A 20831-nucleotide genomic window follows, 5' to 3' on the forward strand; every position below is an offset into this window, starting at 1 on the left:
CTAGTTTCCAAGTGATGAAAAAATATGTGAGTAACATGTAGGAGGAACTTTTGAAATGGAATTATTAGCAAAAACGAGAAAATTAAATGCGTTATTACAGAGCGCAGCAGGGAAGCCTGTAAACTTTAGAGAAATGTCTGACACAATGTGTGAAGTAATCGAAGCAAACGTATTCGTAGTTAGCCGTCGTGGTAAATTACTAGGTTATGCAATTCACCAACAAATCGAAAACGAACGCATGAAGCAAATGCTTGCAGAACGTCAATTCCCAGAAGAATATACACAAAGCTTATTCAACATTACAGAAACATCTTCAAACTTAGATGTGAACAGTGCTTACACAGCATTCCCAGTAGAAAACAGAGAATTATTTGGTCAAGGTTTAACTACAATCGTACCAATCGTTGGTGGCGGTGAGCGTCTAGGTACATTAGTATTAGCTCGTCTTGGTCAAGAGTTCTTAGATGATGATTTAATCCTTGCTGAGTACAGCTCAACTGTTGTAGGTATGGAAATCTTACGTGAAAAAGCAGAAGAAATCGAAGAGGAAGCACGTAGTAAAGCTGTTGTTCAAATGGCAATCAGCTCATTATCTTACAGTGAGTTAGAAGCGATTGAGCACATCTTCGAAGAATTAAATGGAACAGAAGGTTTACTTGTTGCAAGTAAAATTGCTGATCGCGTAGGAATTACTCGTTCTGTAATCGTAAATGCACTACGTAAATTAGAAAGTGCTGGTGTTATTGAGTCTCGTTCTTTAGGTATGAAAGGAACATACATTAAAGTGCTAAACGACAAGTTTCTACAGGAACTTGCTAAATTAAAAACAAACTAATTTGTAAAAAACTCTCCTCAATCGAGGAGAGTTTTTTATGTGCAATGGATAGATGGTGCTTGTGAAAAGTGTCATAAGCGTGTTTTCTGAGAAAACTATTAATTGTATTTATTTTTTTGCTTAAAAGAAATGAAGGTTGGTAATACTAGAATTCGAGTATGCACAAAGAAAGTTTTACATTGTTCGCATTTTCGACTTGATTGTAATATTTCAGTATGATATAGTAAGCAGTGGTGTCAGTACAAAGTACACACGTTTACTGATTTAAGTGTTGGTGCTACGTTTGTAGTTTCGCTTAGAGATGAAGTAAACGGAGGATATCAAAAACCATTTAGGAGGAACTATATTATGTCAGTAATTTCTATGAAGCAATTGCTTGAAGCTGGTGTTCATTTCGGACATCAAACTCGTCGTTGGAACCCAAAAATGAAGCGTTACATTTTCACAGAGCGTAACGGTATCTACATCATCGACTTACAAAAAACTGTGAAAAAAGTTGAGGAAGCTTACAGAACGATGCGCGACATCGCTGCTGAAGGCGGAGACATCTTATTCGTAGGTACTAAAAAACAAGCACAAGAAGCTATTAAAGAAGAAGCAACTCGTGCTGGTATGTACTTCGTTAACCAACGTTGGTTAGGCGGAACTTTAACAAACTTCCAAACAATCCAAAAGCGTATCAAGCGTCTTAAAGACATCGAAAGAATGCAAGAAGATGGTACTTTCGAAGTACTTCCTAAGAAAGAAGTTGTTCAACTTAAAAAAGAGTTAGAGCGTCTTGAGAAATTCTTAGGCGGTATTAAAGATATGAAAGGTCTTCCAAGTGCATTATTCGTAGTAGACCCTCGTAAAGAGCGTATTGCAGTTGCTGAAGCACGCAAATTACACATTCCAATCATCGGTATCGTTGATACAAACTGTGATCCAGACGAAATCGATCACGTTATCCCAGCAAACGATGATGCAATTCGTGCTGTAAAACTTCTTACATCTAAAATGGCAGACGCGATCCTTGAAGCAAAACAAGGTGAAGAAACTGTTACTGCGTAACAAAGTTGGAAAGGTGATAAGGGGTTCGGCCTTTTATCACCTTTTTTAAGGTATAAACACCTTTATAAAAGGTATAAATACATATTTTAGGAGGATGAAAAGTATGGCAATCACTGCTCAAATGGTAAAAGAATTACGTGAAAAAACTGGCGCAGGTATGATGGACTGCAAAAAAGCTTTAACAGAAACTAACGGCGACATGGAGAAGGCAATTGACTTCTTACGTGAAAAAGGTATTGCGAAAGCTGCTAAAAAAGCTGACCGCATTGCTGCTGAAGGTTTAACTTTCATCGAAACAAACGGTAACGATGCTTTAATCTTAGAATTAAACTCTGAAACTGATTTCGTTGCGAAAAACGAAGGTTTCCAAACACTAATTAAAGAATTAGCTGCTCACTTATTAACTAACAAACCAGCTAACGTTGAAGAAGCTATGGCTCAAACAATGGAAAACGGTAAAAAAGTTGAAGAGCACATCAACGAAGCAATCGCTAAAATTGGTGAAAAACTTACACTTCGTCGTTTCGAAATCGTATCAAAAACTGATGCAGATGCATTCGGCGCTTACCTACACATGGGTGGACGCATTGGTGTATTAACAGTTCTTGAAGGTTCTACTGATGAAGCTGCTGCTAAAGATGTTGCAATGCACATCGCTGCAGTTAACCCTAAATACATCGACCGCGATGCTGTAACAGCTGAAGAAGTTGAGCATGAGCGTCAAGTATTAACACAACAAGCATTAAACGAAGGCAAGCCTGAGAAAATCGTTGCAAAAATGGTTGAAGGCCGTTTAGGCAAATTCTTCGAAGAGATTTGCTTACTTGACCAAGCATTCGTTAAAAACCCTGATATGAAAGTTCGTCAGTTCGTTGAGTCTAAAGGCGGAACATTAAAAGGATTCGTTCGCTACGCTGTTGGTGAAGGTATCGAAAAACGCGAAGACAACTTTGCTGAAGAAGTAATGAACCAAGTAAAAGGTAGCAACTAATACAGATTAGGGAACACATTGTGTTCCCTTTTTTAAAATAAAGATGTAAGCAATTGGAGGTTCATTATGAGTAAACCGAAATATAATCGTGTCGTTTTAAAGCTAAGTGGAGAAGCTTTAGCTGGAGAGCAAGGATTTGGAATTAACCCAACTGTTATTAAGTCAGTTGCGGAACAAGTAAAAGAAATTGCAGAACTTGATGTAGAGGTTGCTGTTGTTGTTGGTGGCGGTAACATTTGGCGTGGGAAAATTGGAAGTGAAATGGGCATGGATCGTGCAGGGGCAGATTACATGGGCATGTTAGCGACAGTTATGAATTCATTAGCTCTTCAAGATAGCTTGGAGAATATCGGAATTCAAACTCGTGTACAAACTTCAATTGAGATGCGTCAAGTTGCAGAACCTTACATTCGTCGTAAAGCAGTTCGTCACTTAGAGAAAAAACGTGTTGTTATCTTTGCAGCAGGTACAGGTAACCCATACTTCTCTACAGATACAACAGCAGCATTACGTGCGGCAGAAATTGAAGCAGATGTAATTTTAATGGCAAAAAACAATGTAGATGGTGTATATAATGCGGATCCATCTATTGATCCAACAGCTACGAAATATGAAACGCTTACTTACTTAGACGTATTAAAAGAAGGTTTAGGTGTAATGGATTCTACAGCTTCTTCTCTATGTATGGATAATGATATTCCATTAATTGTATTCTCAGTTATGGAAAAAGGTAATATTAAACGTGCCGTTTTAGGCGAAAATATCGGAACAGTGGTAAGGGGGAAATAAATATGGGACAACAAGTATTGAAGTCTTCAAATGAAAAAATGGAAAAAGCAGTTGCTGCTTATTCTCGTGAATTAGCAACAGTTCGTGCTGGCCGTGCAAACGCGTCTGTATTAGATAAGGTACAAGTTGATTACTATGGTGCACCAACACCAGTTGTGCAATTAGCGAACATTACAGTTCCAGAAGCGCGTTTACTAGTAATTCAACCTTATGATAAAACTTCTATCGGTGATATTGAAAAAGCAATTTTAAAAGCAGATTTAGGCTTAAATCCTTCTAATGATGGAACTGTAATTCGTATTGCATTCCCTGCATTAACAGAAGAACGTCGTCGTGATCTTGTAAAAGTTGTGAAAAAATATGCTGAAGAAGCTAAAGTTGCTGTTCGTAACGTACGTCGTGACGGAAATGATGATCTTAAGAAGCTTGAAAAAGCTGGCGAGATTACAGAAGATGATTTAAGAGGATATACTGAAGATATCCAAAAAGAAACAGATAAATATATTGCAAAAGTTGACGAAATCGCAAAAAACAAAGAAAAAGAAATCATGGAAGTGTAATAGCGATAACTTCGCAATTATGACCCTCTTCTTAAGGGGGTCTTTTTACACTTTTAGGCATACGTCTGCTTGCTGGAGGGTATGAATGATGTTTAAAAACTTTCCTTTTTTTAAAGGTAAAAAGGACACATCGTTTGATCATCTCGTTGAAGAAGTGAAAAAAGGATATATCCCAGAACATATTGCCATCATTATGGATGGGAATGGAAGATGGGCAAAGAGGAGAGCAATGCCTCGTATTGCGGGACATCATGAAGGTATGCAAGTTGTAAAGAAAATTACAAAATTTGCAAGTAAACTTAATGTGAAAGTGTTAACTCTTTATGCTTTTTCAACTGAGAACTGGAAAAGACCGAAAAAGGAAGTTGATTATTTAATGAAGCTTCCAGAAGAATTTCTAGGTACATTTTTACCAGAATTGATTGAAGAAAACGTACAAGTCCGAGTAATAGGGCAAAAAGATCGTCTTCCTACGCATACACGCAGAGCGATGGAGAAAGCCATGGAAGATACGAAAGAGAATACGGGATTAATTCTTAATTTCGCGTTAAACTATGGAAGTCGAGATGAAATCGTTTCTGCTGTGCAACATATGATGAAAGATAATGAGGAAGGAAAAATTCGTTCTGAAGAGGTAAGTGAAGAAATGCTTTCCTCCTACTTAATGACGAGTTCTTTACCTGATCCAGAGTTGTTAATCCGAACAAGCGGAGAGCTACGTATTAGTAATTTCATGTTATGGCAAATTGCATATTCGGAGTTTTGGTTTACAGACGTGTATTGGCCAGACTTCAAAGAAGAACATTTGCTAAATGCGATTACTGACTTTCAACATAGAGGGCGCAGATTCGGAGGCGTGTAGAAAGAGAGGGTTTGGTAGTGAAACAGAGAATTATTACTGGAGTGGTTGCTGCCGCGCTATTCATTCCCATCGTAATATACGGTGGCGTGCCTTTTACGGTTTTAGTGTATGCACTTGCTTCTATAGGTTTATATGAATTAATTCGTATGAATAAGCTTACGCTTATTTCAGTACCGACAGTTTTAGCTGCAGTATTATTGTGGATTCTTTTAATTCCAAGTAGTGCATCAGAACTGTTTACATGGATTGGATTAGGTAAATTGGAAATCACATTTGTGATTGTTTTATTACTTTTATCATATACAGTCCTTTCTAAGAATACATTTACTTTTGATAATGCTTCATTTTTACTGATGGCAACGACATATGTGGCAATGGGATTCTTATATTTAAATGAAACGAGAATATTAGGAATTAAATATGTATTTTGCGCATTATTTGTTATATGGGCTACTGATTCAGGCGCATATTTCGTAGGAAAAGCATTGGGCAAGAGAAAATTGTGGCCAGAAATCAGTCCAAATAAAACGATTGAAGGTTCATTAGGGGGCATCGTTTGTGGAATTATTGTGGCACTTGTTTACAACTTGTTCTTCCCAGTCGAATCGAATGTAGTAATTTTAATTGTGCTGACAATTATCATTTCTATTTTTGGACAAATTGGTGATTTAGTACAATCTGCTTTTAAACGTCATTATGGCGTAAAGGATTCAGGTACAATTTTACCTGGGCATGGTGGTATATTAGACCGAACAGATAGTTGGTTATTCGTTTTACCAATTCTCTACTTCTTATTACAATACAATTAATAAATGAACGAGGGGTTGGAGTCATGAAAAACATTAGTTTATTAGGTGCAAGCGGATCAATTGGTACACAAACTTTAGATGTATTACGCTCGCACCCAGACCAATTCCGTCTCGTTGCTTTTTCTGTAGGGAAAAATATTGACTACGCAGTAAAGGTAATTCAAGAATTTTCTCCGCAAATCGTCTCTGTGCAAAGAGAGGAAGATGTTTTAAAATTACAATCTGTTTCTGGTAATACAAAAATTGTATATGGTAGTGAAGGACTTTTAGAAGTAGCATTACATCCAGATGCGGAGATTGTAGTAAATGCTGTTGTAGGTAGCGTAGGGTTGTTACCAACACTTCGTGCAATTGAGGCGAAAAAAACAATTGGAATTGCAAATAAAGAAACGTTAGTAACTGCAGGACATCTTGTAATGGAAGCAGCACGAAAACATAATGTTTCGTTACTTCCAGTTGATAGTGAACATTCGGCTATTTTTCAATGCTTGAATGGTGAAAATGAAAAAAGAATTTCTCGTCTTATTATAACGGCTTCTGGTGGAAGTTTCCGCGATAAAACGAGGGATGAATTGCATCGTGTGACCGTAGAAGATGCGCTTCGACATCCAAACTGGTCAATGGGTTCGAAAATTACAATTGATTCTGCTACAATGATGAATAAGGGACTAGAAGTAATTGAAGCACATTGGCTTTTTGGTATCCCTTATGAGCAAATCGATGTTGTTTTACATAAAGAAAGTATTATCCATTCTATGGTTGAATTTGAAGATCGTAGTGTAATGGCGCAGCTTGGTTCACCTGATATGCGAGTACCAATTCAATACGCACTTACATATCCTGATAGATTGCCTCTTTCAGACACAAAACAGTTAAACTTATGGGAAATAGGGACGTTGCATTTTGAGAAAATGGACCAAGAACGATTCCGTTGTTTACGTTTTGCGTATGAAGCTGGAAAAGCAGGTGGAAGTATGCCAGCTGTAATGAACGCAGCGAATGAAGTAGCTGTTGAAGCCTTTTTACAAAAGAGAATTGATTTCTTAACAGTGGAAGACCTCATTGAAAAAGCAATGAACCATCACAATGTCATTGCACGACCGAGCTTAGAGGAAATTTTGGAAATTGATGCGGCCACAAGACGGTTTGTGATGGAACAAATTTAGCAAAGGTGGTTATGGAATTGAATACAGCGATTGCCTTTATATTAATTTTCGGTGCACTCGTATTTTTCCATGAGCTAGGGCATCTATATTTCGCAAAAAGAGCAGGTATTTTATGCCGCGAGTTTGCGATTGGTTTTGGTCCGAAAATATTCTCATTTGAAAAGAATGAAACGGTGTATACGATTCGATTACTGCCCCTTGGTGGCTATGTAAGAATGGCTGGCGAGGATGCGGACACAGTTGAGTTAAAGCCTGGGAAAAAGGTTGGCCTTGTATTAAATGAAAAAGACGAAGTTGTGAAATTAGTTTTTGATGGATATGAAAAGTATCCAAATGTTCGTGTTATTGAAGTCGAACAAGCTGATTTGGAGCATAATTTAACAATTTCGGGCTATGAAGAGTACGAGGAAGAGCTTCAAACATTCCGAGTGAATGAAAAGGCTCGTATTATTACTGCGGGGGAAGAAATTCAAATTGCCCCGTATAATAGACAATTTGGCTCGAAAAAACTAGGGCAACGCGCTTTAACAATCTTTGCGGGTCCTGCAATGAACTTCATTTTAGCATTTGTTATTTTTGTGATTCTTGGATTTGTACAAGGGGTCCCTATTGACAAACCAATGGTCGGAAAAGTGATGGATAACAGTGCAGCACAGCAAGCTGGATTGAAAGAGAATGATACAATTCAAGCTATTGATGGGAAAAACACAAGTACATGGAAAGATGTTGTTACTATTGTACGTGAAAACCCAAATAAAGAAATTACGTTACAAGTAAAGCGTGATAATGAACAGTTTAATGTGAAAGTAACGCCAACACTTGATAAAGAAGGAAAAGACGAAGTTGGTAGAATCGGTGTTTATTCTCCTGTAGAGAAAACAGTAATGGGTTCTATTAAATCAGGATTTGAACAAACGTACCAATGGACGAAACTAATTTTTGAATCTCTTGTTAAATTAGTAACTGGTCAATTTTCTATTAATGAGTTATCAGGTCCAGTAGGAATTTATAATCTAACAGATCAAGTTGTAGATTATGGGTTTACGCGTGTACTAAGTTTAGCTGCAGTTCTAAGCATTAATCTTGGTTTATTTAATTTATTACCAGTTCCTGCTTTAGATGGTGGCCGTTTATTCTTCTTCTTAATTGAAGCGTTACGAGGAAAACCAATTGATCGCCAAAAAGAAGGAATGGTTCACTTTATTGGTTTTGCATTATTAATGTTACTTATGTTAGTTGTAACTTGGAATGACATTCGTAAGTTTTTCTTGTAAAATAAAGTGAAACTTATAATGAAATAGAGCTCGTAGAATAAAATCCCTCACCTAACTCGAGGTGAGGGGTTTTACTGCGTGTAAGAGTAAAATGAAGAGGTGCAAATAAATGAAACAAAGTATGGTATTCAGTCCTACATTACGTGAAGTTCCAGCTGATGCTGAAATTAAGAGTCATCAGCTATTACTTCGTGCAGGTTTTATGCGTCAAAATGCTTCTGGTATTTATAGCTTTCTACCATTTGGATTAAAAGTATTACACAAAGTAGAACGTATCGTTCGAGAAGAAATGGAGCGCGCAGGAGCTGTAGAATTATTAATGCCAGCTATGCAAGCTGCGGAATTATGGCAAGAATCAGGTCGTTGGTATTCTTACGGATCTGAATTAATGCGTATGAAAGATCGTAATGCTCGTGAATTCGCATTAGGAGCGACACATGAGGAAGTAATTACGGATCTTGTGCGTGATGAAGTGAAATCATATAAAAAATTACCGTTAACATTATACCAAATTCAAACAAAATTCCGTGATGAGCAAAGACCTCGTTTCGGCTTATTACGTGGAAGAGAGTTTCTAATGAAAGATGCATACTCTTTCCATGCTACACAAGAGAGCTTAGATGAAGTATACGATCGCTTATATAAAGCATACTCTAACATTTTTGCTCGCTGTGATTTGAATTTCCGTGCAGTTATTGCTGATTCTGGAGCAATGGGCGGAAAAGATACACATGAATTTATGGTATTATCTGATGTTGGTGAAGATACAATTGCATACTCTGACACATCTGATTATGCAGCAAACATCGAAATGGCTCCTGTTGTAGCTACGTATAAGAAGAGTGACGAAGCAGAAAAAGCACTTGAAAAAGTAGCAACACCAGACCAAAAAGCAATTGAAGAAGTATCTGCATTCTTAAACATTGCAGCTGACAAGTGCATTAAGTCTATGGTGTTTAAAGTAGATGAGAAATTAGTAGTTGTACTTGTTCGTGGTGATCACGAAGTAAACGATGTGAAAGTGAAAAATGTATACGGCGCTTCAGTTGTTGAGCTTGCTTCTCATGAAGAAGTAAAAGCATTATTAAATTGTGAAGTGGGTTCATTAGGACCGATTAATGTAACAGGTGATATCGAAATTATTGCTGATCATGCTGTAGCATCAATTGTTAACGGATGTTCAGGAGCGAATGAAGAAGGATTCCATTATGTAAATGTAAATCCAGAACGTGACTTTAAAGTAAGTCAATATACAGATTTACGCTTCATTCAAGAAGGAGACCAATCTCCAGATGGAAACGGAACAATTCTTTTCGCACGCGGAATTGAAGTTGGTCATGTATTCAAATTAGGAACTCGTTATAGTGAAGCAATGAACGCAACATTCCTAGATGAAAACGGAAAAACACAACCACTTATTATGGGTTGTTACGGTATCGGTGTATCTCGTACAGTAGCAGCAATTGCAGAGCAATTTAACGATGAGAACGGCTTAGTTTGGCCAAAAGCGGTAGCACCGTTCCATGTGCATGTAATTCCAGTAAATATGAAATCTGATGCACAACGTGAAATGGGTGAAAATATTTACAACTCATTACAAGAACAAGGCTATGAAGTGTTATTAGACGATCGTGCAGAACGTGCAGGTGTTAAATTTGCAGATGCAGATTTATTCGGTCTTCCAGTTCGTGTTACAGTTGGTAAAAAAGCAGACGAAGGTATTGTAGAAGTGAAAGTACGTGCTACAGGTGAGTCTGAAGAAGTAAAAGTAGAAGAACTTCAAACATATATTGCAAATATTTTAAAATAAGAAGAGGTACCTCGTAATGGGGTACCTTCTCTTTCTTTGTAAACGTATTTTGTAAAAGAAGAGGTGAGAAATCTTTCTTTGTGGTACGTTTCAATTTATAATAGCAAATGGAAGGAGAGTGCTTATGTCTTTAACAAATGAACAACAAGAGCGATTTCAAATTTTGCTCCAGCAGTTGCAAATACCAGACGACCTTATAAATCAATATTTACAAGGCGGTGGTATTGAAAGGCTCGTTATTGATAAAGCGAATAAAAGTTGGCATTTTGATTTACAAGTGCCACGTATTTTGCCTACAGAATTATATGAATTGCTAGAAACAAAGCTTAAGCAATCATTTTCTCATATTGCAAGAACAACATTTGCATTAGAAACAGAGAATAAACAATTTACAGAAGAAGAAGTGAGGGCGTATTGGCCGCTTTGTACGGAACGAATTACATTTTCACCTATGTTCGCATACTTAAAGAAGCAGCTTCCACAGGTGAATGGAGTGAAGTTGTTAATAAATGTAAATAACGAGCTGGAGTCTACGGCTTTAAAGAAAAACGTTGCGAAACCAGTAGGGGATCAATACGAAGTTTTTGGATTCCCGCGTTTTCAGTTAGACACACATATACAGCAAAATACAGAAGAAATGCAAAAGTTTCGTGAACAAACGCAGCAAGAAGACCGTGAGCGTGTTATACAAGCTATGGAAGAAATGGCGAAGAAGCAAGCTGAAGAAAGCAGCGTTGTGTATGAAGGACCGATTACACTCGGGTATCTTATTAAGCCAGATGAAGAGATTACACCGATGCGAGAAATTCAAGATGAAGAAAGAAGAAAAACGGTTCAAGGATATGTCTTCCATGTAGAAACAAAAGAGCTTCGTAGTGGGCGTACGTTATTAACTTTAAAAATAACGGATTATACGGATTCTATTATGATCAAAATGTTCTCACGTGACAAAGAAGATATTCCGATGCTGCAATCCTTGAAAAAAGGAATGTGGGTGAAAGCACGTGGTTCTGTTCAAAACGATACATTCGTTCGAGATTTAGTAATGATTGCAAATGATATTAATGAAATAACAGGACCGTCTCGTAAAGATAAAGCACCAGAAGGCGAAAAACGAGTAGAGCTGCATCTCCATACTCCGATGAGTCAAATGGACGCTGTCACTCCAGTTTCTAAGCTTGTTGCTCAAGCTGGTAAATGGGGACATGAGGCTATTGCGGTTACAGATCATGCCGTGGCTCAGTCTTTCCCAGAGGCGTATTCTGCAGGGAAGAAGGCTGGAGTTAAAGTTATATATGGTGTAGAAGCAAATCTAGTTAATGATGGTGTACCGATAGCGTATAACGAAGCGCATCGTTTACTTGCAGAGGAAACGTATGTTGTTTTCGACGTTGAGACGACAGGTTTATCAGCTGTATACGATACAGTCATTGAGTTGGCTGCCGTAAAAGTAAAGGGTGGCGAAATTATTGATCGCTTTGAATCTTTCGCAAATCCACATCAACCATTATCAGCGACGATTATTGAATTGACAGGTATTACGGATGATATGTTAACTGATGCACCTGAAGTGGACGAAGTGTTTAAAAAGTTTGAGGAATGGATGGGCGACCATACACTTGTTGCCCATAACGCGAGCTTTGATATGGGCTTTATTAACGTAGGTTTTAAAAAGGCTGGACTAGAAAAAACGAATAATCCAGTTATTGATACGTTAGAACTTGCACGATTCTTATTCCCAGAAATGAAAAATCATCGATTAAATACGATGTGTAAAAAACTTGATATTGAATTAACACAACATCACCGTGCGATTTATGATACAGAAGCGACGGGATATTTACTTGTGAAAATGTTGAAAGACGTAATTGAAAAGGGATTTGAATATCACGATCAATTAAATGATAGCATGGGACAAGGGGATGCGTATAAGCGTGGCCGTCCAAGTCATATGACGTTACTTGCCACATCGGATGTTGGATTGAAAAATTTATATAAACTTGTTTCATATTCTCACCTTAATTACTTTTACCGTGTACCACGTGTGCCGAGGTCACTATTAAAAAAATATCGTGAAGGAATTTTAGTAGGAACGGCTTGTGATAAAGGTGAAGTGTTCGAGGCAATGATGCAAAAGGCACCTGAAGAGGTAGAAGAAATTGCCCAGTTCTATGATTACATTGAAGTAATGCCTCCAGAGGTGTTGCGTCATTTAGTAGAACGTGAGCTTGTTCGAGACGAAGGTCAATTAAAAACAATTATTTCTAACTTAGTAAAACTAGGTGAGACGTTAGATAAACCAGTTGTTGCTACAGGAAACGTGCATTATTTAGACCCTGAGGATGCGATGTATCGTAAAATTTTAGTCAGTTCGCAGGGCGGAGCCAATCCGTTAAATCGACATTCATTACCGCCAGTACATTTCCGTACAACTGATGAGATGTTAGAATGTTTTTCATTCTTAGGTGAAGACAAAGCGAAAGAAGTTGTTGTAACAAATACACAAAAGATTGCGTCATTAATTGGTGATGTGCATCCAGTAAAAGACGATCTATACACACCGAAAATTGAAGGTGCTGATGATGAAACGCGTGATATGAGTTATAAAATGGCGCGTAGCATTTATGGTGAAGAGCTACCGGAAATTGTAGAAGCACGTTTAGAAAAAGAATTAAAAAGTATTATTGGGCATGGATTCGCCGTAATTTATTTAATTTCACATAAGCTTGTGAAAAAATCGTTAGTAGACGGATATCTAGTAGGTTCGCGTGGATCGGTAGGGTCATCATTTGTTGCAACGATGATGGAAATTACAGAAGTAAACCCATTACCACCACACTATGTATGTCCGAAGTGTAAGCAATCAGAATTCTTTAATGATGGTTCTGTAGGTTCTGGTTTTGACTTACCAGATAAAGAATGTCCTGCTTGTAATATTCCATATGTAAAAGATGGACATGACATTCCTTTCGAAACGTTCCTTGGATTTAAAGGAGATAAGGTGCCCGATATCGATTTGAACTTCTCCGGGGAATACCAACCACGTGCCCATAACTATACGAAAGTACTGTTCGGTGAAGACTATGTATATCGTGCAGGAACGATTGGTACAGTTGCGGAAAAAACTGCTTACGGATATGTAAAAGGTTATGCAAATGATCATAACTTAACGATTCGAAATGCAGAGATTGATCGCTTAGTAGCAGGGTGTACCGGTGTAAAACGTACAACAGGACAGCATCCAGGCGGTATTATCGTTGTGCCAGATTACATGGATATCTTTGATTTCTCACCAATACAGTACCCAGCTGATTCAATTGGTGCTGAATGGAGAACAACGCATTTTGATTTCCACTCGATTCATGATAATTTATTAAAACTTGATATACTAGGACACGATGATCCGACCGTTATTCGTATGTTACAAGATTTAAGTGGTATTGATCCGAAAACAATCCCAACGGATGATCCAGAAGTAATGAAAATTTTCTCTGGTCCAGAATCGTTAGGGGTAACGGAAGAGCAAATTAACTGTAAAACAGGTACACTTGGTATACCAGAGTTTGGTACAAAATTCGTAAGACAGATGTTAGAAGAGACGAAACCGACGACATTCTCAGAGTTAGTCCAAATTTCTGGACTATCACATGGTACTGACGTATGGCTTGGTAATGCAAACGAGTTAATTTATAACGGTACATGTACGCTGAGCGAAGTTATCGGTTGTCGTGATGACATCATGGTATATTTAATCTATCAAGGTCTAGATCCATCATTAGCCTTCAAAATCATGGAGTCGGTTCGTAAAGGTAAAGGTGTACCGGAAGAATGGGAAGAAGACATGAAAAATAATAATGTACCAGGTTGGTATATTGATTCATGTAAGAAGATTAAATACATGTTCCCTAAAGCCCATGCGGCTGCTTACGTACTTATGGCTGTACGTATCGCATACTTTAAAGTACATTTTGCACTGTTATTCTATGCCGCATATTTTACAGTTCGTGCAGATGATTTTGATGTAGAGGCAATGGCGAAAGGTTCAGCATCTATACGTGCAAGAATTGATGAAATTGCTCAAAAGGGACTAGATGCTGCGCCGAAAGAGAAAAGTTTATTAACAGTACTAGAAATGACACTTGAAATGTGTGAGCGTGGATACTCATTCCAAAAGGTGGATTTATACCGCTCACATGCAACAGAATTTATTATTGATGGAGACACATTAATTCCTCCATTTAATGCGGTACCTGGTCTTGGTACAAACGCAGCTTTAAGTATTGTGGAAGCACGTAAAAATGGAGACTTCTTATCAAAAGAGGACTTGCAGCAGCGTAGTAAGGTTTCGAAAACAATTATTGAGTATTTAGATAGTCAAGGTTGTTTAGGAGATTTACCGGATCAAAACCAGTTATCACTGTTCTAGTAGGTAGGAAAAGTCTTTGCAAATCAACATTTCCTATGATATACTATTAACCGAGATAACCATGTCATGTATATTGTGTAAAGAAAAGAGTGGGGAAACCCACTCTTTCGTGTTACTATCTATGTTTTCTCTACGTAGATAGGTAAAAGATTTCTGTCGTATATACATATTTTGTTACAAGTTTTACTTCTTAAATTTGGTAATACTAAGACAGATAATCCCTGCTGAACAGCAGGGGCTTTTGTTAGCTAACGAGAAAGAATAAGATAGACCGTTTTTAAAGTGGCGGGGTCTTCTTCTTTTAAATGGTACATGACGGCAGGAAGGAGGCTGTTTATGGATAAGAAAGTCACAGAAGTTGTAGAAGCATTTGCGCAGCCGATCGTTGAAGAGTTAAATCTTGAACTTGTAGATGTAGAGTATGTGAAAGAAGGACAAGACTGGTTCTTACGCGTATTCATCGATTCTGAAAAGGGAGTCGACATTGAAGAATGCGGTGCGGTAAGTGAACGTTTAAGCGAAGCTTTAGATAAAGAGGATCCAATTCCTCATCTTTACTTTTTGGATGTATCATCTCCTGGAGCGGAACGCCCATTAAAGAAAGAAAAAGACTTCCAGCAAGCGGTAGGAAAACAAGTGGCAATTAAAACATATGAGCCGATTGATGGTGAAAAGATGTTTGAAGGAAAACTGCTTTCTTACGATGGTACAACAATAACATTATTATTAACAATTAAAACACGTAAAAAAGAAATCCAAATTTCGATGGATAAAGTCGCAAATGCGCGACTTGCTGTTACGTTTTAGTTAGAAGGGGGATCTTCATGAGCACTGAGTTATTAGATGCTTTGCTCGTATTAGAATCTGAAAAAGGCATTAGCAAAGACATTATTATTGATGCGATTGAAGCAGCTTTAATCTCTGCTTATAAGCGCAATTTTAATCAAGCACAAAACGTTCGTGTGAGCTTTAACCCAGAAGTGGGAACAATTCAAGTTTTAGCACGTAAAGACGTAGTAGACAATGTGTTTGATCCACGTCTTGAAATTTCTGTAGAGGAAGCAAGACAAATTAATCCAAACTACCAAGATGGTGACGTACTAGAAATTGAAGTAACACCAAAAGACTTTGGTCGTATTGCAGCACAAACTGCAAAACAAGTTGTCACACAACGAGTGCGTGAAGCAGAGCGCGGTGTTATTTACTCTGAGTTTAGTGACCGTGAAGAAGATATTATGGTAGGTATTGTACAACGTCAAGATGCTCGTTTCATCTATGTAAGCTTAGGAAAAGTAGAAGCTTTATTACCTGTAAGTGAGCAAATGCCTAATGAGCAATACAAACCACATGATCGTATTCGCGTATTCATTACGAAAGTAGAAAAAACGACAAAAGGACCACAAATTTACGTATCACGTACACATCCTGGTCTTTTAAAACGTTTATTCGAAATGGAAGTTCCTGAAATCTATGATGGAACTGTAGAAATTCGTTCTGTAGCACGTGAAGCTGGCGATCGCTCTAAGATCTCTGTATATGCAGAGAACACTGATGTTGATCCAGTTGGTTCTTGTGTAGGACCAAAAGGGCAACGTGTACAACGCATTGTAGACGAATTAAAAGGTGAAAAAATTGACATCGTCCGCTGGTCAAATGATCCAGTTGAATATGTTGCAAATGCATTAAGCCCATCACAAGTTGTTAAAGTACTTGTAGATGAAGAAGAAAAAGCGACAACAGTAGTTGTTCCAGACCACCAGTTATCATTAGCTATCGGTAAGCGTGGACAAAATGCACGTCTTGCAGCTAAATTAACAGGCTGGAAAATTGATATTAAGAGTGAGTCTGATGCGAAACAACTTGGTATTGTAACAGAAGAAGATAGCGTAATCGCATTTGGATTCGATTCAGTGGAAGACGAAATCGAATAGAGGTGATGAGTATGAGCAATCGAAAAGTTCCGTTACGAAAATGTGTTGCAACGCAAGAAATGAAATCAAAACGAGAGCTCGTTCGCATTGTTCGTTCCAAAGAGGGAGAAGTGTCCATTGATTTAACTGGGAAAAAATCAGGACGAGGTGCTTACTTGTCGAAGGACAAGGAGAGCATTCTTCAAGCTCAAAAGAAAAATGTTTTGGAACATCATCTAAAAGCGAAAATCGACGGTTCTTTATATGAAGAGCTTCTTGAGCTTGTTGAGAAGGAGTCGAAATAAGTGTCCGATTGGAAATCGTTTTTAGGACTAGCAAACCGGGCTCGGAAAATTATTTCGGGTGAAGAACTCGTTTTAAAAGAAGTACGAAGTGGCAAAGCAAAACTTGTATTGCTATCTGAAGATGCGTCAGTAAATACTACAAAACGCATCACAGATAAAACTACGTACTACAACGTACCAATGAGAAAGGTCGAAAATCGACAACAATTAGGGCATGCGATTGGGAGAGATGAGCGAGTCGTTGTAGCTGTGTTAGATGTAGGCTTTGCGAAAAAGCTGCGTAGCATGCTCGATACAAATTACCGGGGGTGAAGGTATGAGTAAAATTCGAGTGCATGAATATGCAAAAAAACATAATATCTCAAGTAAAGATCTTATGACAAAACTAAAAGAAATGAATATCGAGGTTTCGAATCATATGACAATGTTAGACGATGAAGTAGTAAATAAATTAGATAATGAATATCAAACTGAAAAACCTTCTGTTGCAGATGAGTTTGAAGTAGAAGAAAAAGTTGTTCGCAGTAAAAAGAACAGCAATAAGAAAAAGAAAAAAGGCAAAGGAAACGAAGACAAACGTCAAGAGAACTTTGCTGGTAGACAACAAACTCAAATTGTAGAAACACCAGATAAAATTACTTTCTCTGGAAGCCTTACAGTAGGAGATCTTGCTAAAAAATTAAGCAAAGAGCCATCTGAAATTATTAAGAAGCTCTTCATGCTTGGAATTATGGCAACAATTAACCAAGACTTGGATAAAGATACAATTGAGTTAATTGCTAACGACTACGGTATTGAAGTAGAAGAAGAAGTAATTGTAAGCGAGACTGAGTTTGAAACATTCATTGATGAGCAAGATGATGAAGAGAACTTAAAAGAACGTCCAGCTGTAGTTACAATCATGGGACACGTTGACCATGGTAAAACAACATTACTGGATTCTATTCGTAACTCAAAAGTAACTGCAGGCGAAGCGGGTGGAATTACTCAGCATATCGGTGCATATCAAGTTGAAGTAAACGATAAGAAGATTACATTCTTAGATACACCTGGTCACGCAGCATTTACAACGATGCGTGCTCGTGGGGCACAAGTAACGGATATTACAATCCTTGTTGTTGCAGCGGATGACGGTGTTATGCCACAAACGGTTGAAGCAATTAACCATGCGAAGGCAGCAGGAGTACCAATTATTGTTGCTGTGAATAAAATGGATAAACCAGCTGCAAACCCTGATCGCGTAATGCAAGAACTAACTGAATATGAATTAGTTCCAGAAGCTTGGGGCGGAGATACTATTTTCGTACCAATTTCTGCAATTCAAGGCGAAGGCATTGACAACTTACTAGAAATGATCCTTCTTGTAAGTGAAGTAGAAGAATATAAAGCAAATCCAAACCGCTATGCAACTGGTACAGTAATCGAAGCACAGCTTGATAAAGGTAAAGGAACTATCGCGACATTACTTGTTCAAAATGGTACGCTTCGAGTTGGAGATCCAATCGTTGTTGGAACTTCATTCGGACGTGTTCGTGCAATGGTAAGTGATATTGGTCGTCGTGTAAAAGTTGCTGGTCCATCAACTCCTGTTGAAATTACTGGTTTAAACGAAGTACCACAGGCTGGAGATCGTTTCATGGCATTTGCTGATGAGAAGAAAGCTCGTCAAATTGGTGAATCACGTGCACAAGAAGCGTTAGTTGCACAACGTGGTGAGAAATCTAAATTAAGCCTTGAAGATTTATTCCAACAAATCCAAGAGGGCGATGTAAAAGAAATTAACTTAATCGTAAAAGCAGACGTACAAGGTTCTGTTGAAGCGATGGCAGCATCACTTCGTAAAATTGATGTTGAAGGCGTAAAAGTTAAAATCATTCACACTGGTGTAGGTGCGATTACAGAATCTGATATCATTTTAGCTTCTGCATCTAATGCAATTGTAATTGGATTTAACGTACGTCCAGATGTGAACGCGAAGCGTACAGCTGAATTAGAGAACGTTGATATTCGTTTACACCGTATTATTTATAAAGTAATCGAAGAGATTGAAGCAGCTATGCAAGGTATGCTTGATCCAGAATTCGAAGAAAAAGTAATCGGTCAAGCAGAAGTTCGTCAAACGTTTAAAGTAACAAAAGTTGGAACAATCGCAGGTTGCTACGTAACAGACGGTAAAATTACGCGTGATAGTGGCGTACGTATTATCCGTGACGGCGTAGTAATTTTCGAAGGACAACTTGATACGTTAAAACGTTTCAAAGACGACGTAAAAGAAGTTGCACAAAACTATGAGTGTGGTATTACAATTGAGAGATATAATGATCTTAAAGAAGGGGACATCATTGAAGCGTACATTATGGAAGAAGTGAAGCGATGATTATCGCTTCACTCTCATTCGAGTGTATGATTTACGATGTGCATTCTTTAAAAGAGAAACGTGCAATTTTACAACGTGTGTTAACTCGTGTAAAACAGCGCTATAATGTAGCTGTTTCTGAAGTTGGGCACCAAGATGTATGGCAACGTACAGAAATTGCAATTGTTTCCGTATCCTCAAATCGTGTTATCTGTGAGAAAGAAATGAATCGTGTACTTGAGTACATCGATTCATTTCCTGAAATTGAACGTACAATAACACATTTGGAATGGTATTGAATGAGGTGAAGAATTATGAAATTACGTGCGAACCGTGTGGGCGAGCAAATGAAAAAAGAATTAGGCGACATTATCAGTCGTAAAATTAAAGACCCACGTATTGGATTTGTTACAGTAACTGATGTACAAGTGAGTGGTGATTTACAAATTGCTAAAGTATATATTTCTGTTTTAGGTGATGAAGAACAGAAAGAAAATACTTTAAAAGGTTTAGCGAAGGCAAAAGGCTTTATTCGTTCAGAAATTGGCCAACGTATTCGTCTTCGTAAAACACCAGAAATTACCTTTGAGTTTGATGAGTCTATCGGATATGGTCATCGAATTGATACACTTTTACATGAAATTAATAAAGACGGTAAACGTGAAGAATAATGGATAGACATTTGTCTATCCATTTTTTCAATGCAAAATAAGTTTTGGATATTTACTACGAGAGAATTATGATGAGGTGAACATATATGGAAGGTGTAGTATTATTACATAAGCCAAAAGGCATGACATCACATGATTGTGTATTTAAATTAAGAAAGATATTGCGAGAAAAGAGAATTGGTCATACGGGAACATTAGACCCTGATGTAACAGGAGTATTACCAATTTGCGTTGGAAGAGCAACGAAAATTGCACAATTTTTAACAAGTGAAACGAAAACATATGAAGGTGAAGTAACATTAGGGTTTTCAACGACAACTGAAGATGCTTCTGGTGAGGTTGTTGAAACGAAAAATGTAGATCGTACTATTACTCGTAAGGAAGTAGAGAAAGTCCTTGCGGAATTAACAGGCACGATTGAACAAATGCCACCAATGTTCTCGGCTGTAAAAGTAAACGGGAAAAAATTATACGAATATGCAAGAGCAGGGCAAGAGGTGGAACGTCCAGTTCGTACAATTACAATTCATGAATTCATATTACTTGATGATCGTGAAGTTTTTGAAGGAGAAAATATTTCATTCCGTTTCCGTGTAACGTGTAGTAAAGGAACATATGTAAGAACGTTAGCTGTAATGATCGGGGAAAAACTTGGTTTCCCATCACATATGTCGCACCTTATAAGAACGGCATCTGGTGAATTTTTATTAGAAGATTGCATATCATTTGAAGAAATTGAAGAAAACGTGCAAAATGGAACAGTAGAGTCTATCTTCATTTCAATTGATGAAGCATTAAGTAAGTTTCCAAAAATGGTTGTAGATGAAAAGCAAGCAGAGAAAATAAAGAATGGTATGTTCTTAAAAAATGAATTAGAAATAACAGCACCATTTATTACAGTGTTTGATAAAAATGATCGTTGCTTAGCAATTTATGAACATCATCCGAAACATCCTGGTATGTTAAAGCCGATGAAAGTACTTGTGAATAATCAAGAACTAAAGCTATAATGAATTA

At 37.7% G+C, this 20831-nt stretch carries 19 protein-coding genes; all 19 read left to right on the forward strand.

Annotated features, from left to right (window positions below):
* Positions 1 to 55: 55 nt before the first annotated feature.
* The 19 genes from codY to truB all read left to right on the forward strand — a co-directional run bounded on the left by codY (position 56) and on the right by truB (position 20824).
* On the forward strand, positions 56 to 835 hold the full coding sequence (gene codY / locus ACTFR8_RS13575; protein WP_000421290.1) for a GTP-sensing pleiotropic transcriptional regulator CodY: 780 nt from the start codon (positions 56 to 58) through the stop codon (positions 833 to 835).
* A 348-nt stretch (positions 836 to 1183) separates the two neighbouring features.
* Positions 1184 to 1885: a 30S ribosomal protein S2 gene (rpsB, locus tag ACTFR8_RS13580; protein WP_000111485.1), complete on the forward strand. Its 702-nt coding sequence runs from the start codon at positions 1184 to 1186 to the stop codon at positions 1883 to 1885.
* A 103-nt stretch (positions 1886 to 1988) separates the two neighbouring features.
* On the forward strand, positions 1989 to 2876 hold the full coding sequence (gene tsf / locus ACTFR8_RS13585; RefSeq protein ID WP_001018578.1) for a translation elongation factor Ts: 888 nt from the start codon (positions 1989 to 1991) through the stop codon (positions 2874 to 2876).
* A 66-nt stretch (positions 2877 to 2942) separates the two neighbouring features.
* The gene (pyrH, locus tag ACTFR8_RS13590; RefSeq protein WP_000042668.1) at positions 2943 to 3665 is read left to right on the forward strand and encodes a UMP kinase; all 723 of its coding nucleotides are present in this window, start codon (positions 2943 to 2945) and stop codon (positions 3663 to 3665) included.
* Positions 3666 to 3667: 2 nt separating this feature from the next.
* On the forward strand, positions 3668 to 4225 hold the full coding sequence (gene frr, locus ACTFR8_RS13595; RefSeq protein WP_000531501.1) for a ribosome recycling factor: 558 nt from the start codon (positions 3668 to 3670) through the stop codon (positions 4223 to 4225).
* A gap of 85 nt (positions 4226 to 4310) precedes the next feature.
* Positions 4311 to 5087 (forward strand): isoprenyl transferase, encoded by a 777-nt coding sequence (gene uppS, locus ACTFR8_RS13600; RefSeq protein WP_000971296.1) that lies wholly within the window; start codon positions 4311 to 4313, stop codon positions 5085 to 5087.
* Positions 5088 to 5104: 17 nt separating this feature from the next.
* Complete coding sequence (gene cdsA, locus ACTFR8_RS13605; protein WP_100619336.1) at positions 5105 to 5896, forward strand: phosphatidate cytidylyltransferase; 792 nt, start codon at positions 5105 to 5107, stop codon at positions 5894 to 5896.
* Between the two features lie 23 nt (positions 5897 to 5919).
* Positions 5920 to 7062, forward strand: a complete 1143-nt coding sequence (dxr, locus tag ACTFR8_RS13610) for a 1-deoxy-D-xylulose-5-phosphate reductoisomerase (RefSeq protein ID WP_000790375.1) — start codon at positions 5920 to 5922, stop codon at positions 7060 to 7062.
* A gap of 17 nt (positions 7063 to 7079) precedes the next feature.
* Positions 7080 to 8336, forward strand: coding sequence for an RIP metalloprotease RseP (rseP, locus tag ACTFR8_RS13615; RefSeq protein ID WP_001090243.1), 1257 nt, complete (start codon positions 7080 to 7082; stop codon positions 8334 to 8336).
* A 109-nt stretch (positions 8337 to 8445) separates the two neighbouring features.
* On the forward strand, positions 8446 to 10146 hold the full coding sequence (locus tag ACTFR8_RS13620) for a proline--tRNA ligase (protein ID WP_100619338.1): 1701 nt from the start codon (positions 8446 to 8448) through the stop codon (positions 10144 to 10146).
* 124 nt (positions 10147 to 10270) lie between these two features.
* A complete protein-coding gene (locus ACTFR8_RS13625) occupies positions 10271 to 14572 on the forward strand; it encodes a PolC-type DNA polymerase III (RefSeq protein WP_000060005.1) in 4302 nt (1433 codons plus the stop codon).
* A 336-nt stretch (positions 14573 to 14908) separates the two neighbouring features.
* Complete coding sequence (rimP, locus tag ACTFR8_RS13630; RefSeq protein ID WP_000359096.1) at positions 14909 to 15379, forward strand: ribosome maturation factor RimP; 471 nt, start codon at positions 14909 to 14911, stop codon at positions 15377 to 15379.
* 17 nt (positions 15380 to 15396) lie between these two features.
* Positions 15397 to 16503, forward strand: coding sequence for a transcription termination factor NusA (gene nusA, locus ACTFR8_RS13635; protein WP_000102604.1), 1107 nt, complete (start codon positions 15397 to 15399; stop codon positions 16501 to 16503).
* Between the two features lie 11 nt (positions 16504 to 16514).
* On the forward strand, positions 16515 to 16787 hold the full coding sequence (gene rnpM, locus ACTFR8_RS13640) for an RNase P modulator RnpM (protein ID WP_000071127.1): 273 nt from the start codon (positions 16515 to 16517) through the stop codon (positions 16785 to 16787).
* The gene (locus tag ACTFR8_RS13645) at positions 16788 to 17099 is read left to right on the forward strand and encodes a YlxQ family RNA-binding protein (RefSeq protein ID WP_001286524.1); all 312 of its coding nucleotides are present in this window, start codon (positions 16788 to 16790) and stop codon (positions 17097 to 17099) included.
* 4 nt (positions 17100 to 17103) lie between these two features.
* On the forward strand, positions 17104 to 19164 hold the full coding sequence (gene infB / locus ACTFR8_RS13650) for a translation initiation factor IF-2 (RefSeq protein ID WP_000036343.1): 2061 nt from the start codon (positions 17104 to 17106) through the stop codon (positions 19162 to 19164).
* Positions 19161 to 19442 (forward strand): DUF503 domain-containing protein, encoded by a 282-nt coding sequence (locus ACTFR8_RS13655; RefSeq protein ID WP_000582363.1) that lies wholly within the window; start codon positions 19161 to 19163, stop codon positions 19440 to 19442. The genes infB and ACTFR8_RS13655 overlap by 4 nt, the downstream gene beginning before the upstream one ends.
* A gap of 15 nt (positions 19443 to 19457) precedes the next feature.
* Entirely contained in the window at positions 19458 to 19814 is a 357-nt protein-coding gene (rbfA, locus tag ACTFR8_RS13660; protein ID WP_000776437.1) for a 30S ribosome-binding factor RbfA, read from the forward strand.
* Positions 19815 to 19900: 86 nt separating this feature from the next.
* The gene (gene truB / locus ACTFR8_RS13665; protein WP_000399348.1) at positions 19901 to 20824 is read left to right on the forward strand and encodes a tRNA pseudouridine(55) synthase TruB; all 924 of its coding nucleotides are present in this window, start codon (positions 19901 to 19903) and stop codon (positions 20822 to 20824) included.
* Positions 20825 to 20831 lie beyond the last annotated feature (7 nt).

Source organism: Bacillus cereus group sp. MYBK15-3 (genome assembly GCF_051916765.1).
Taxonomy (GTDB): domain Bacteria; phylum Bacillota; class Bacilli; order Bacillales; family Bacillaceae_G; genus Bacillus_A; species Bacillus_A cereus.

What these genes read in the sequence shown, in the direction of transcription:
- uppS (WP_000971296.1), top strand. Translation starts at nt 4,311, where the DNA reads ATGATGTTTAAAAACTTTCCTTTTTTTAAAGGTAAAAAGGACACATCG.
- dxr (WP_000790375.1), top strand. Translation starts at nt 5,920, where the DNA reads ATGAAAAACATTAGTTTATTAGGTGCAAGCGGATCAATTGGTACACAA.
- nusA (WP_000102604.1), top strand. Translation starts at nt 15,397, where the DNA reads ATGAGCACTGAGTTATTAGATGCTTTGCTCGTATTAGAATCTGAAAAA.
- pyrH (WP_000042668.1), top strand. Translation starts at nt 2,943, where the DNA reads ATGAGTAAACCGAAATATAATCGTGTCGTTTTAAAGCTAAGTGGAGAA.
- codY (WP_000421290.1), top strand. Translation starts at nt 56, where the DNA reads ATGGAATTATTAGCAAAAACGAGAAAATTAAATGCGTTATTACAGAGC.
- frr (WP_000531501.1), top strand. Translation starts at nt 3,668, where the DNA reads ATGGGACAACAAGTATTGAAGTCTTCAAATGAAAAAATGGAAAAAGCA.
- infB (WP_000036343.1), top strand. Translation starts at nt 17,104, where the DNA reads ATGAGTAAAATTCGAGTGCATGAATATGCAAAAAAACATAATATCTCA.
- rbfA (WP_000776437.1), top strand. Translation starts at nt 19,458, where the DNA reads ATGAAATTACGTGCGAACCGTGTGGGCGAGCAAATGAAAAAAGAATTA.
- ACTFR8_RS13620 (WP_100619338.1), top strand. Translation starts at nt 8,446, where the DNA reads ATGAAACAAAGTATGGTATTCAGTCCTACATTACGTGAAGTTCCAGCT.
- rnpM (WP_000071127.1), top strand. Translation starts at nt 16,515, where the DNA reads ATGAGCAATCGAAAAGTTCCGTTACGAAAATGTGTTGCAACGCAAGAA.
- rimP (WP_000359096.1), top strand. Translation starts at nt 14,909, where the DNA reads ATGGATAAGAAAGTCACAGAAGTTGTAGAAGCATTTGCGCAGCCGATC.
- tsf (WP_001018578.1), top strand. Translation starts at nt 1,989, where the DNA reads ATGGCAATCACTGCTCAAATGGTAAAAGAATTACGTGAAAAAACTGGC.
- ACTFR8_RS13625 (WP_000060005.1), top strand. Translation starts at nt 10,271, where the DNA reads ATGTCTTTAACAAATGAACAACAAGAGCGATTTCAAATTTTGCTCCAG.
- ACTFR8_RS13655 (WP_000582363.1), top strand. Translation starts at nt 19,161, where the DNA reads ATGATTATCGCTTCACTCTCATTCGAGTGTATGATTTACGATGTGCAT.
- rpsB (WP_000111485.1), top strand. Translation starts at nt 1,184, where the DNA reads ATGTCAGTAATTTCTATGAAGCAATTGCTTGAAGCTGGTGTTCATTTC.
- truB (WP_000399348.1), top strand. Translation starts at nt 19,901, where the DNA reads ATGGAAGGTGTAGTATTATTACATAAGCCAAAAGGCATGACATCACAT.